Origin of the sequence: Oceanimonas sp. GK1, from assembly GCF_000243075.1 — a bacterium.
Lineage (GTDB): Bacteria > Pseudomonadota > Gammaproteobacteria > Enterobacterales > Aeromonadaceae > Oceanimonas.
Genome location: NC_016745.1, coordinates 3,466,561 through 3,479,130, shown reverse-complemented (window position 1 = coordinate 3,479,130; position 12,570 = coordinate 3,466,561). Strand labels below are relative to the sequence as shown.

The following is a 12,570-nucleotide window of genomic DNA, read 5'->3' as shown; positions in this document are numbered from 1 at the left end:
GCAAGGGTAATAAAAGCAGGCATATCAGCCCATCAGCAGCAGGTAGGCGATCACCAGCAGGGCGATAAAGGCGGTTTCCAGCACCACCAGCAGGACCGGCTTCCAGCCCACCGACAGAATGTCCTTGAGCTGGGTGCGCACGCCCAGGGCGGCGATGGCGGTGAGCAGCAGCCAGGAGGAGCTGCCGGCCAGGGGCTGGGCGATGTCCTGGGGGATCCAGCTTAGGCTGTTGAGCACGAACAGCACCACAAAGCCGATAAGAAAACCGGGAATGGCCACTCGGCTGCCGCTACCGCTGTCGCCCTTTTGGCTTGCGGCGCGCCGGATCAGAATGCCGATGGTCATCACGATGGGCACCAGCATGGCCACCCGCAGCAGTTTCACAAAGGTACTGAGATCACCCACTTCCGCCGACATGCTGTAACCGGCGCCGACCACCTGGGCCACATCGTGAATGGTGGCGCCGATAAAGAGGCCGGCTTCCTGGTCTGTCAGCCCGAGCGCTTCGCTGATCATGGGATAGAAAATCATCGCCAGGGTGCTGAGGGTGGTGACGCTGATCACGGTAAACAGGGTGTCGCGCTTGGCCTGCTCGCTCTGAGGCAGCACGCTGCTGATGGCCATGGCCGCCGAGGCGCCGCAAATGGCCACAGAGCCGCCGGTGAGGGTGCCGAACTCTTTGGAGAAACCCAGCCAGCGGGCCATGACCACGCCAAAGCAGATGGTCAGCACCACGGCGGAGCACACCATCAGCATGGGCTGCCAGCCCAGGGTGAGCACGTCGCCAAAGGTAATGCGCAGGCCCAGCAGGGCCACCCCCAGGCGCAGCACGGTTTTGGCCGACAGCTCCAGGCCCGGCGCGCACTGGGGTTCCTGGCTGAGAAAGTTGAAGGCCAGCCCCAGCAGCAGGGCCATCAGCATGGCGGGGGCACCGTAATGCTGGGACAGAAAGCTGGCGGCAATGCCGATGGTGGCGGCCACGCAAATGCCGGGAAAATAGCGTTTGCGGGTGTCGTCCAGGCGGTGCAGCAGGCCCATTACCGGAGAGTGGGTGTCGGCAGCCATGGTGAATTCCTCCGAAGAAGCAAGACAAATGAATGTTGCTGTTATGTTATTGATGATGGCGACAAGCGAGCCAATGCCGTTTTCGGCCATGGCGGTTACTTTTTTGCATAGGCGCTATTTTCACAGACAAGGACCCATTGATGGAAACCAAATGGCTGCATGATTTTATCGCGCTCAGCGAGCAGGGCAGTTTTTCCCGGGCGGCGGAAAGCCGCTTTGTGACCCAGCCGGCGTTCAGCCGGCGCATTCGCTCCCTGGAAAACTGGCTGGGGGTGGCACTGGTGTGCCGACATCGCTACCCGCTGGAGCTGACGCCCGCCGGCGAGGCCTTTCTGGAGCAGGCCCGCCAGCTACTGGCCCAGATCTACGGCCTGCGCAGCCAGCTGCGGCTGAGCCAGCAGCAGACCCCGGGCCTGAGTCTGATCACCCAGCCGGCGCTGGCGGTGACCTTTTTTCCGGCCTGGCTGCACCGGCTGCGGCCCGCCCTGGGCGAGGGCCTGGTGCGGCTGAATACCGGTCACTACCACGAGGCCATGGAGCAGTTTGTGGCGGGAGCGGTGGACTTTTTGCTGTGCTTTGCTGACGCGGGCAGCGCCGACACCTTGCAGCGGCTGAACGTGGAACGGCTGCGGGTGGGCCAGGACCGGCTGGTGCTGTTTTCCGCCTGCGATGAAGGGGGCCGGCCCCGCTTTCCCCTTGAAGGGGAGCAACCCCTGCCGCTGCTGCTGTACCCGAAAGATGCCTTTCTCGGCGCCCTGGTACAGCGGGAATGCCTGCCGGCCCTGGGCGAACGGCCCTGGCTGCCGGCCTGTGAAAATGCCCTGGGCGAAGGGCTCAAGGCCCAGTTGCTGCTGGGCGAGGGCGTGGCCTTTCTGCCCGAAAGCCTGGTACGGGACGAGCTCGCCAACCGCCGGGTGGTGGCCCTGGACGGCGTGCGCCCGCTGGCGCTCAATATCGAGCTGTGCCGGCTGGGCGAAGCCCGCTCGGAACTGGCCGAGCACTTCTGGCAGCAAAGCCGCCAGCTTGCAGACCAGATGGCGTGATGCCGGCCCTGAGCCGGCATCACGGCTGATCCAGGTGGAGCCGATGTCCCCTTTACTTGACCCAACGCCGGCTCACCAACCAACTCCAAAACACCATTTTTTAACGCTGGCGTAACATGGGTGGCAAAACTGGCCCTATGTTCCCATCCCCCCCCTTCCTAAGCTGTTCCCCAAGCGAGCCACCCAAGACCCTGTATTGCTTTGCGGCTTGCTCGTCATAACAAACGCAAACGAACCAGTTGCCCAAACAGAAAACGGAACATTGAACTCAACCCCACCGAGGAGGATGGCTTAAGGCCGCCACCGACGGGAAACAGCAAAAGGAAGACAGCTATGCCACGTATGACTCCCAGTGAAGCTTTGGTCGAAACCCTGGCGGCCAACGGTGTTACCGACGTCTTCGGTATCATGGGCTCCGCCTTTATGGATGCCATGGATATTTTCGCCCCGGCCGGCATTCGCCTGATCCCCACGGTGCATGAGCAGGGCGCCGGCCACATGGCCGACGGCTATGCTCGGGTCAGCGGCCGCCACGGCGTTTGTATCGCCCAGAACGGCCCCGGCATCACCAACTTCGTCACCGCCATTGCCGCCGCCTACTGGGCCCACAGCCCGGTGGTGTGCATCACCCCGGAAACCGGCTCCATGACCCAGGGGCTGGGCGGCTTCCAGGAAGCGCAGCAGCTGCCCTTCTTTGAAACCATCACCAAGTATCAGGGCCACGTGGCCAACCCGGCGCGGATGGCCGAGTTTACCGCCCGCTGCTTTGACCGCGCCATGCTGGAGAACGGCCCGACCCAGCTCAACATTCCCCGGGACTTCTTCTACGGCGACATCAACGTGGAAATTCCTCAGCCGATCCGCATCGAGCGCGGTGCCGGCGGCGAGCAGAGCCTGCAGCAGGCCGCGGCCCTGCTGGCCGAGGCCCAGTTCCCGGTGATCATTTCCGGGGGCGGCGTGGTCATGGCCGACGCGGTGGAAGAATGCAAGGCCCTGGCCGAGTACCTGGGCGCCCCGGTGGTGAACAGCTACCTGCACAACGACTCCTTCCCCGCCAGCCATCCGCTGTGGTGCGGTCCCCTGGGCTACCAGGGCTCCAAGGCCGGCATGAAACTGCTGTCCCGCGCCGACGTGGTGCTGGCGCTGGGCACCCGTCTGGGGCCGTTCGGTACCCTGCCGCAGCATGGCCTGGACTACTGGCCGAAGCAGGCCAAGATCATTCAGGTGGACTGCGACGCCAAGATGCTGGGCCTGGTGAAGAAGATCTCCGTGGGCGTGTGTGGCGATGCCAAGGCCGCCGCCGTGACCATGCTGGATCGGCTGCAGAACCTCAACGTCGCCTGCCTGGAAAACAAGGGCGCCCGCGCCACCGAAATTGCCGCCGAGAAGGCGGCCTGGGAAGCCGAGCTGGATCAGTGGATCCACGAGAAGGACGATTACTCCCTCGACATGATCGCCGAGCAGTCGGAAGAAGAAGGCAGCTACCTGCACCCGCGTCAGGTGCTGCGCGAGCTGGAAAAGGCCATGCCCGAGGATGTGATGGTGTCCACCGACATCGGCAACATCAACTCCGTGGCCAACAGCTACCTGCGCTTTGAAAAGCCGCGCTCCTTCTTCGCCGCCATGAGCTTCGGCAACTGCGGTTACGCCCTGCCGACCATCATCGGTGCCAAGACCGCCGCGCCGCACCGTCCGGCCGTGTCCTACGCCGGTGACGGTGCCTGGGGCATGTCGATGATGGAAATCATGACCTGTGTGCGCGAGCACATTCCGGTGACCTCCATCGTGTTCCACAACCGCCAGTGGGGCGCCGAGAAGAAGAACCAGGTCGACTTCTACAACCGCCGCTTTGTGGCCGGTGACCTGGAAAACCCGAGCTTTGCCGATATCGCCCGCGCCATGGGCGCCGAAGGGGTGACCGTCGACAAGCTGGAAGACGTGGGCCCGGCCCTGAAGGCCGCCATTGCGCGCCAGATGGAAGAAGGCAAGACCACCGTCATCGAAATCATGTGTACCCGCGAGCTGGGCGACCCCTTCCGTCGTGACGCCCTGTCCAAGCCGGTACGCCACCTGGACAAGTACAAAGACTATTGCTGACAGGTACGGCTGCCCGGTCAGGGCAGCCTTTTTACCCGGCCGCCAAGGCCGGGTTTTTTCAGGAGGACAACCCGATCCCGTTTGCCGAGCGGTATTCGGTTGTCTACTGATCACGTCAAAGGGAATTCAGTGATGCTCAATACCAATCCGAAGGAATGCCCCGCCCACCTGCTGGCGCAGGCCCGGCAATATGCGGCCGTGGCAACCGTGGTGATCAATCCGGTAAACCAGGTGTCGCTGCTCAGCGCGCGCATGGCACAACAGGAAGGGCTGATCACGCCGATTCTGGTGGGCAATGAAGCCCGTATTCGTCATGAAGCCGAGGCGCTGGGCTGGGATCTGGCCGGCGTGCGGCTGGTGGATGCCGCCGACGAGGCCGGCGCCGCCCAGGCGGGCGTGGCCCTGGTCAGCCGGGGCGAGGCCGACGCCATCATGAAGGGCCATGTGCATACCGATGTGCTGTTGCGGGCGGTGCTCAACCGCGGCGCCGGGCTGCGCACCGACAGCCGCCTGAGCCATGTGTTTCACATGACGGTGCCGGGCAGCTGCCGGGCACTGTGCATTACCGATGCGGTGATCAATGTGCAGCCGACGGTGCTCGACAAGCTGCATATTGCCCGCAACGCCATCGAGCTGCTGCACGCCCTAGGCTGTGACGAGCCCAGGGTGGCGCTGCTGTCGGGCACCGAGGAGGTGAGCAAGGCCATGCCCTCGAGCCAGGACGCCGCCGAGCTGGTTAAGCTGGCGGCCATGGGCGCCCTGCCCGGGGCCGTGGTGGAAGGGCCGCTGGCGTTCGACAATGCGGTGTCCCGGGAAGCCGCCGAGATCAAGGGCATTTCCGGCAAGGTGCCCGGTAACGCCGATATTTTGCTGGTGCCCAACCTGGAGTCGGGCAACTTTCTGTTCAAGCAGATGGTGTACTTTATGGGCGCCACCGCCGCCGGCCTGGTGTTGGGCGCCCGGGTGCCGATCATCCTCACTTCCCGGGCCGATCCGCCCGAGGCAAGGCTGGCGTCCTGTGCCCTGGCCAGTATTGTGCATCACAGCCGGCAGACCGCGGCGGCCCCCGCCCGTGCCAGCGCCTGAACAAGGAGATAACCGATGAGCCTGAGTCGTTACGGATTTATTGTAAAAGCCCCGGTTCTGGAGCTGTTCAAACACCATGGCCGCATCAAGAGCGAAGGCTTTGATCTGGCGGTGTCCGGCGTCAGCACCCTGGAGGAAGCCATCATGGCCGCCCAGGAAATGCTCACCCGCCGCATTGAGCTGATTGAACTGTGCGGCGGTTTTACCGCCGAGGAAGAAGCGGCGATCCGCGCCGCGATCAACGATCATGTGCCCTTGGGCCGGGCGGTGCATCGCCCGGAGGATCAGGACAGGATTCAGTGGGCCTGACCCATTTTTTACTTCACTCCATTTTACCGGGCGACAGCCCGGTTTTTTTTTGTTTGGGGACTGGGGGCTTTTCTCGCTTCCACGCGCCAGCGTGGTGTGTATATCTGCCTGTTGGGGTTGTCCTGCCGGACAGGGTCTGCATTCCCACGCAAAGCGTGGGAACGAGGTGAAGGTGGGGGGAGTTACATCAGACCGTTTTCTTTGCCGGGCGGGGCACGATCAGGGTGGGAATGCGTGACTCCCGCAGCACGTTCTTGGCCACGCTGCCCAGCAGGGTATGAAACCAGCCCTTTTCGTGGGCGCCCATGATAATGAGGTCACACTGCAGCTCTTTGGAGCGTTTCAGTATGGTCTGCTCCGGGTAGCCTTCCACCACCTCGCACCCGACGATTTTGCTGCGCAGGGCTTTCTCTTCGGGGGCTATCTCGTTCCAGAAGTAATCCAGCCGCTCCTGCAGCAGGCTTTTGGCATGATTGAGGCGCTGGTGCAGAAACTCTTCCCGGCTGCTCTGATTGAGAATGTAGGACTGCAGGGTGAGCTTTTCGTCGCCGGACAGCTGCTCCACCACCTTGAGAATGTGAATGTCGGCCCCGGTCTGCCTGGCCAGGTAAACGGCATACTGAAAGGCATAGGAGGCGTTCTTGGACAGATCGGTACAGTACAGGATCCGGTTGACTTGCGGCAGCATGGGACACTCCCTTGTTGGTTGGCTGGAATGGCGTTCTTGCAATGTTCAGCATAGCGCCGATCGGTGACATCATGATGATGCCGCCGGCGTGAACGGGCCTTGACCCTGATCACGCCGGCGGCGTGGTGGTGGCTGGCGCCGGTGTTCTAGTACCCGAGCAGCTCGGGCAGGAACAGGGTGATTTCCGGTACAAAGGCGATAATGAACACGGCGATCACCGAGGTGAGGGCAAAGGGCAGGGCCCGTACCGAGATCTCTTCAATGGAGGTGCCCGATACCCCAGAGGCGATAAACAGGTTTTCGCCCAGGGGCGGAGTCTGGAAGCCGATGGACAGACAGCACACCACCACAATGCCGAAGTGAACCGGGTCTATCCCCAGGCTGTAGGCCACCGGCAGCAATACCGGGGTGAGGATCAGTATGGCCGCCAGGGTCTCCATGAACATGCCCACGAACAGCAGGAAGAAGATGATCAGCGCCCAGATCAGATAGATGTTGCTGGTCATCTCCAGCATCGACGAGGCGACGATGGCCGGGATCTGGTTTTCCACCAGCAGGCGTCCGAACACGGTGGCGGTAAACAGGATCAGCAGCACGCGGCCGGTGAGCCAGGTGGTGGTTTCCAGGGAGCGCAGTACGTCTTTCAGCTTCAGCTCTCGGTGCACGAAAAAGCCGATGAACAGGGTGTAGAAGATGGCGACGATGGCCGATTCGGTGGGGGTGAACAGGCCGCTGTAAATGCCCCCGAGGATCACGATGGGGGCCAGTACCGACCAGGTGCCCTTGCGCAGCATGGTCAGAATGTTGGCACCGGACCAGCCCTCGGTGGTGCCGGTATAGTTCTGCTTTTTGCACAGGAAGTAGTTCATGGTCAGCAGACCGCAGGACAGCACCAGTCCGGGCAGAAAGCCGGCGATAAACAGCTTGGGAATGGACACCGACTGGAACTGGCCGTGCGCGGCCACCGCCTCGGGGGGCGGCATCAGGCCGATGGCGGAAATACCGAAAATCACCATGGGAATGGACGGCGGAATGACCACGCCCAGACCGCCGGAAGACGCGGTAATGGCCGACGCATAGCCCTTGCCGTAGCCCCGCTCGATCATGGCGGGGATCATCAGCATGCCCACGGCGGCGGTGGTGGCGGGGCCGGAGCCGGAAATGGCGCCAAAGAACATGCAGGCCATGACGGTGGCGGCCGACATACCGCCGGTAAAGGGCCCGGCAAAGCTTTCCGCCAGGTCCACCAGCCGTTTGGAAATGCCCGCGGCCTCCATCAGGGCGCCGGCCAGAATAAAGGCGGGCAGCGCCATCAGCGGAAAGGAGCCCACCGAGGTAAAGGCGATCTGCACGAACTTGATGGGGTTTTCCCCCAGATACAGAAAGGAGGCCAGTGCCGACACCCCCAGCGACACGCTGATGGGCGCGCCCAGCAGCAGCAGCGCCAGAAAGCTGCCGAACAGGATCATGACTACGGATGATTCAACCATGGTGGGCTCCCGCCTTGACTCGGCCTTGAATGGGGGGCTGAGGCTCGTCCTGCTGTGTGGATGTTGATGACTTCGGTTGCTGGGCCGAGTCCATGAGCTTTTCCACTTCCAGTGACTCGGGATCGCGAATGTCGATGCCCTTGACCAGCTTGTAGTAGTTCACCTGCAGAATGCGAAAGGTCATCAGTGCAAAGGCGATGGGCAGGATCATGTACACGTATTTCATCGGGAACCCCAGCGTCTGGGACTTCCAGAACAGGTTCATCTTGTTGAACACGAAGTCATAGCTGAGCCAGACAAAGTAGCTGTTGAAGCCCACCCAGATCAGATCGGCCAGGGCTTCGCTCCACACCGCCACCCTAGGTGGGAACAGCTTGAACTGAAAGGTGACCCGGTTGTGGGCCGCCAGTTTGGTGGCGTAGCTGGCACCGAAGTACACAAACCACACAAACATGTAGGTGGACAGCTCCTCGCTCCAGGCAATGGAGTGATTGAACAGCTGCCGTGAAATAATCTGTACGAACAGGATCACCACAAAGGTGGCAAGCAGGGTGCTGCAGATCACGCGTTCGATGTTGTCGATAAGCCGGTAGATGATGGTGCCAATGGACATGGCCGGTTCCTCCCTGATGCACACTGCCCCCGACGCAACCGGGGGCAGACGGGTCGAGCGGGGTGATTAAATGGTGTCACGGCCCAGGGATTGCAGGATCTGGTTCAGTTTGTCCTTGCCTCCCACGGCGTCGTAATACTTGGGCCAGACCTGGCTCACGGCCTTTTCCATCCATTCCTGCTCGCCGTTGGCGGGCTCGCTGATTTGCATGCCGTTTTTCACCAGCTCGGCCTTGATGCGGTCTTCCTGAGCCACCAGCCATTGGGCGCTGTGCTCGGTGGCGGCCTTGCCGGCGGCCAGAATGGCCTGCTGCACGTCTTCTGGCTGCGACTGGAACACCGCTTCCGACATGATCAGCGGTTCAATGGAGAACAGGTAACGAATGTTGGTGATGTACTTCTGTACCTCGTCGAACTTCATGGCGGAGACGGTAATGTAGGGGTTGTCCTGGCCGTCCACCACGCCCATCTGCAGGCCGGTAAAGGTTTCGGACCAGGCCATGGGGGTGGGGTTGATGCCCCAGGCGCGGTAGGTGTCGATCATGATCTCGTTGTTGGGCACCCGGATCTTGAGGCCATTGAGATCAGCCAGGCTGGACACCGGCTGCTTGGAGTTGGTCAGCACCCGGAAACCGGAATAGGCCCAGCCCACAATGCGCACACCGGCATCGCGAATGGTGTTGTTGACCAGCTCCTGGCCCACTTCGCCCTGGGTCAGGGCCACGGCGTCATCCAGACTCTGCACCATGTAGGGCAGGGTCAGCACGCCCACGGAAGGCGAGAAGGGGGTGACGTTGTTGATGGCCAGAATGGAGAAGTCGAGCAGCCCCATGGAAGCGTCGTTGACGGTGGCCTGTTCGTCGCCCAGCTGGCCGTTGAGGAACAACTGAGTGTCGTGCTTGCCTTCGGTGCGTGCCTTCAGCTCTTCGGAAAAGGCCTTGCCGAGTTCATGCTGGGTGCCGCCGGCACCGTCGCCCACCGCCACCCGAAAGGTGTTGGCCAGCAGTTGGGGGCTGGCCATGGCGGCGCCAAGGCAAAGGGCGAGGGACAGGGATTTCACAAAACGTTGCTTGAATATCATGGTTTCTTGCTCCAGTTGTGTGGCCCGGATGAGACCGGGTGTGTACCTTCCGTGATAACCGGAGTGCGAACACTCCGTGAGACTGGCTCAATGGTTGCCGTGCTGCCCGAAACGGGACTGCCAGGACGGCGGGCTGTCGTGTCCGGCTTTCGTTCAAAGCCTGACAATATCTTTGAATGAGGGCGTGAAATTGGTTAGGACCACTTGTGTTCTCAAGCTGGGGCCAGAATAAAACTTCTTTATTTTCAATTTGTTATGGTTGATTTTTGTAAAAAAGTTGTTAATTCTCCGGCCTGGGACGCGACTTGTCAACTGGCGTTCAGCCGTGCATGGTCCGCCCCAGCAGCGCCAGAATTTCATCGAAAATCCGGTTGTCGGGACTGTGCTCCAGATCCAGCAGCTGGTTGTGGCGGTAATAGCGGCTCAGATCGAGGCCCACCCCCAGGGCACACAGGCGAATGCGCGGATCCCGATCGATGCGATCCGCCACCGCCATCAGGTGGCTGTCGAGCAGGTCCTGCGCGTTGGCCTGGCGGGTGGCGGTGTCCATGGGGCAGCCGTCGGAGATCACCAGCAGCAGGCGCTCATTGACGTCTTCGGCCAGCAGCCGTTGCTCGGCCCACAGCAGGGCCTCGCCGTCGAGGCCTTCCCGGAACAGGTCGCCCTTGAGCAGGGCCGCGAGGCTCTGCCGGGCCCGGCGCCAGGGGGTGTCGGCGCCTTTGTACACCAGGTGGCAGCGTTCATTGAGCCGGCCCGGATTGGCGGGCCGGCCCCGGCGTTGCCAGTCCTTCAGGGGCTGGCCGCCGTTCCAGTGGCCGGTGGTAAAGCCGAGCACTTCGGTGCGGGCGCCGGTGCGTTCCAGCCCCTGCACCAGCAGGTCGACAAGCATGGCGATGTGCGTCATGTGGGGGCGCATGGAGCCGGAATTGTCCACCAGTAGGGTGACCGCGGCGTTGGCGTGCCATTCCTGCCGGGACTGCTTGAACACCCGGCGGTCGGCATGGCTGGTGACCAGGGTGGACAGCCGGCGGCCGTCGAGCCGGCCTTCTTCCTCGCCAAAGCGCCAGCCGTCGTCGTGGGGGCGGGCCAGTAGCCGGCGCAGTTTTTTGGTCAGGCCGTTGAGGTTAAGGCCCTGCTCGCGAATGCGGCTATCCAGCTGCTGGCGCAGCGTTGCCAGCAGCTCGGGGCGCACCTTGCGGTCGGCCCGCCACTCCTTGTCGTACTGGCCGGTAAAGATGCGGTAACTGGCCTCACCGTCGCCGTCGCGGGTGGAGGCGCCGCCGGCCAGGCTGGCGCCCTGCTCGCCGTCGCCGTCGAGATCCAGCAGCAGGCCAAAGCCGTTGCCGACCTCTTCCAGTGCGTCATTGTCCTGTTCGTCGCCGGTCAGCTGCTTTTGCAGCTCCTCGATCAGCCCGTTCACGGTCAGGGCAATGGCCAGTGCCTGCTCGCCGTAGGCGGCCTGATCTTCGCGGCAGCGGCGAATGCGGCCAAAGGGCTGGCCGATCTCCCGCAGCAGAAACATGCGCGTCGACTCGATCAGGTGCTCGGTGCTCTCGTCGATGGGGCCGCCGCCCAGTTGTACCCAGCTCATCATCGACAGGGTAAACAGCAGCAGCCCCAGGTGGCTTTCGGTCTGGCCCGAGGCCAGAAAACGATTGCTCCAGGCGCTGAAGCGGTAATGCAGGTTGCGCCGGCTGCCGGGGTGATGGGCCGGCACCAGAGACTCCACCCTGAGCTGCTCCAGCAATTCGAACACCAGCCGGGCCACCGGCGGCGCGGGCAGCCAGTGCCGGTGCAGTTCGGGATCGTGATGGCGCAGGCGCAGGGCAATGGCGTCGGCCACACCCCGGCAGGAGCCCCAGTCGTCCTGTTGCGCATTCAGTTGCAGATGCGGGGCGCGCAGCGGGTAGGCCCTGCCGCGCCATTCCAGCCGGTGGCCCCGGTAGCGCACCTCGCGTTGGGCCGATTGGGCGCGGATCAGCGCCGCGCACAGCTCTTCCAGCCGTTGCTGGCGGCGCGCTTCGGCGGCCGGATTCGAAGGGGGAAGGGAGGCGGCCATGGTTCAGATAGCCGTCAGTTGCAGAGCCTGGGGCTCGCGCAGCTCTTCATCAAAGCAGCGCTGGTAGTATTCGGCCACCAAGGGGCGTTCGGCCTCGTCGCACTTGTTGAGAAACGACAGCCGGAACGCCAGCGCGGTATCACCGAAAATCTCGGTGTTTTCGGCCCAGGCGATCAGGGTGCGGGGCGACATCAGGGTGGACAGATCCCCGGCGGCAAAGCCGGCCCGGGTGAGTTCGGCCACCGCCACCATTTGGCTTATCAGCTCATGGCCACGGGCATCGTTGTAGCGGGGCACCTTGCCCTGCACGATGCGAATTTCGTCTTCCCGGGGCAGGTAGTCGAGCTTGGCGACAATGTTCCAGCGATCCATCTGGGCCTGGTTGATCTGCTGGGTGCCGTGGTAGAGGCCGGTGACGTTGCCCAGCCCCACGGTATTGGCGGTGGCGAACAGCCGAAAGTGGGGGTGGGGGGTGATCACCTGGTTCTGGTCAAGCAGGGTAAACTTGCCGTCCTGCTCCAGAATGCGCTGAATGACGAACATCACGTCGGGCCGGCCGGCGTCGAACTCGTCAAAGATCAGCGCCACCGGCCGGCGCAGCGCCCAGGGCACTATGCCTTCCTGAAAGCGGGTGATCTGCTTGCCTTCCTCCAGCACTATGGTGTCCTTGCCCACCAGATCCAGGCGGCTGATATGGCCGTCGAGATTGACCCGCACACAGGGCCAGTTGAGACGGGCGGCCACCTGCTCGATGTGGGTGGACTTGCCGGTGCCGTGCAGCCCCTGCAGCAGCACCCGGCGGTTGCGGGTAAAGCCGGCCAGAATGGCCAGGGTGACGTCCGGGTTGAAACAGTAGCTGGGATCGATGTCGGGCACGTGCTCGTCCTGGTGCTCGAACACCGGCACCTGCATGTCCACGTCGAGGTTGAACAGGTCGCGCACCGGGCGCAGCCGGCTGGGATGGTCGTGAAGAAGATCGGTCATGGCACTGGCCTCACTGGCGGCGGCTAAAGGTAACAAGGTGTTAACACACTCTACCC

The 12,570-nt window shown here is 62.8% G+C and carries 11 protein-coding genes; 4 read left to right on the top strand and 7 right to left on the bottom strand.

Features of this window, described 5'->3' with window-relative positions:
* Positions 1–24: 24 nt before the first annotated feature.
* Positions 25–1,065, bottom strand: a complete 1,041-nt coding sequence (locus GU3_RS16320) for a YeiH family protein (RefSeq protein ID WP_014293637.1) — start codon at positions 1,063–1,065, stop codon at positions 25–27.
* Positions 1,066–1,205: 140 nt separating this feature from the next.
* On the opposite strand from GU3_RS16320, the gene GU3_RS16315 reads away from it, so the two are divergent.
* The 4 genes from GU3_RS16315 to GU3_RS16300 all read left to right on the top strand — a co-directional run bounded on the left by GU3_RS16315 (position 1,206) and on the right by GU3_RS16300 (position 5,600).
* Positions 1,206–2,108, top strand: a complete 903-nt coding sequence (locus tag GU3_RS16315) for a LysR family transcriptional regulator (protein WP_014293636.1) — start codon at positions 1,206–1,208, stop codon at positions 2,106–2,108.
* 333 nt (positions 2,109–2,441) lie between these two features.
* On the top strand, positions 2,442–4,205 hold the full coding sequence (xsc, locus tag GU3_RS16310; RefSeq protein WP_014293635.1) for a sulfoacetaldehyde acetyltransferase: 1,764 nt from the start codon (positions 2,442–2,444) through the stop codon (positions 4,203–4,205).
* A gap of 132 nt (positions 4,206–4,337) precedes the next feature.
* Positions 4,338–5,291, top strand: coding sequence for a bifunctional enoyl-CoA hydratase/phosphate acetyltransferase (locus tag GU3_RS16305; RefSeq protein WP_014293634.1), 954 nt, complete (start codon positions 4,338–4,340; stop codon positions 5,289–5,291).
* A 15-nt stretch (positions 5,292–5,306) separates the two neighbouring features.
* Complete coding sequence (locus GU3_RS16300; protein WP_014293633.1) at positions 5,307–5,600, top strand: DUF6506 family protein; 294 nt, start codon at positions 5,307–5,309, stop codon at positions 5,598–5,600.
* 187 nt (positions 5,601–5,787) lie between these two features.
* Here GU3_RS16300 and GU3_RS16295 read toward each other — a convergent pair whose 3' ends face one another.
* From GU3_RS16295 to GU3_RS16270, 6 genes are all read right to left on the bottom strand, one after another.
* Positions 5,788–6,288 (bottom strand): universal stress protein, encoded by a 501-nt coding sequence (locus tag GU3_RS16295; RefSeq protein ID WP_014293632.1) that lies wholly within the window; start codon positions 6,286–6,288, stop codon positions 5,788–5,790.
* A gap of 146 nt (positions 6,289–6,434) precedes the next feature.
* Positions 6,435–7,778 (bottom strand): TRAP transporter large permease, encoded by a 1,344-nt coding sequence (locus GU3_RS16290; protein WP_041543368.1) that lies wholly within the window; start codon positions 7,776–7,778, stop codon positions 6,435–6,437.
* Positions 7,771–8,391 (bottom strand): TRAP transporter small permease, encoded by a 621-nt coding sequence (locus GU3_RS16285; RefSeq protein ID WP_014293630.1) that lies wholly within the window; start codon positions 8,389–8,391, stop codon positions 7,771–7,773. Before GU3_RS16285 ends, GU3_RS16290 begins: the two co-directional genes overlap by 8 nt.
* Positions 8,392–8,457: 66 nt before the next feature.
* Entirely contained in the window at positions 8,458–9,471 is a 1,014-nt protein-coding gene (locus GU3_RS16280) for a TRAP transporter substrate-binding protein (RefSeq protein ID WP_014293629.1), read from the bottom strand.
* 319 nt (positions 9,472–9,790) lie between these two features.
* Positions 9,791–11,530, bottom strand: coding sequence for a cobaltochelatase subunit CobT (locus GU3_RS16275; protein ID WP_014293628.1), 1,740 nt, complete (start codon positions 11,528–11,530; stop codon positions 9,791–9,793).
* Between the two features lie 3 nt (positions 11,531–11,533).
* Complete coding sequence (locus GU3_RS16270) at positions 11,534–12,514, bottom strand: AAA family ATPase (protein ID WP_014293627.1); 981 nt, start codon at positions 12,512–12,514, stop codon at positions 11,534–11,536.
* Between the last annotated feature and the right edge of the window lie 56 nt (positions 12,515–12,570).

Excerpts from the sequence above, each read along its gene's own strand:
- GU3_RS16320 (WP_014293637.1), bottom strand. The coding sequence starts at position 1,065 with ATGGCTGCCGACACCCACTCTCCGGTAATGGGCCTGCTGCACCGCCTG.
- GU3_RS16315 (WP_014293636.1), top strand. The coding sequence starts at position 1,206 with ATGGAAACCAAATGGCTGCATGATTTTATCGCGCTCAGCGAGCAGGGC.
- xsc (WP_014293635.1), top strand. The coding sequence starts at position 2,442 with ATGCCACGTATGACTCCCAGTGAAGCTTTGGTCGAAACCCTGGCGGCC.
- GU3_RS16305 (WP_014293634.1), top strand. The coding sequence starts at position 4,338 with ATGCTCAATACCAATCCGAAGGAATGCCCCGCCCACCTGCTGGCGCAG.
- GU3_RS16300 (WP_014293633.1), top strand. The coding sequence starts at position 5,307 with ATGAGCCTGAGTCGTTACGGATTTATTGTAAAAGCCCCGGTTCTGGAG.
- GU3_RS16295 (WP_014293632.1), bottom strand. The coding sequence starts at position 6,288 with ATGCTGCCGCAAGTCAACCGGATCCTGTACTGTACCGATCTGTCCAAG.
- GU3_RS16290 (WP_041543368.1), bottom strand. The coding sequence starts at position 7,778 with ATGGTTGAATCATCCGTAGTCATGATCCTGTTCGGCAGCTTTCTGGCG.
- GU3_RS16285 (WP_014293630.1), bottom strand. The coding sequence starts at position 8,391 with ATGTCCATTGGCACCATCATCTACCGGCTTATCGACAACATCGAACGC.
- GU3_RS16280 (WP_014293629.1), bottom strand. The coding sequence starts at position 9,471 with ATGATATTCAAGCAACGTTTTGTGAAATCCCTGTCCCTCGCCCTTTGC.
- GU3_RS16275 (WP_014293628.1), bottom strand. The coding sequence starts at position 11,530 with ATGGCCGCCTCCCTTCCCCCTTCGAATCCGGCCGCCGAAGCGCGCCGC.
- GU3_RS16270 (WP_014293627.1), bottom strand. The coding sequence starts at position 12,514 with ATGACCGATCTTCTTCACGACCATCCCAGCCGGCTGCGCCCGGTGCGC.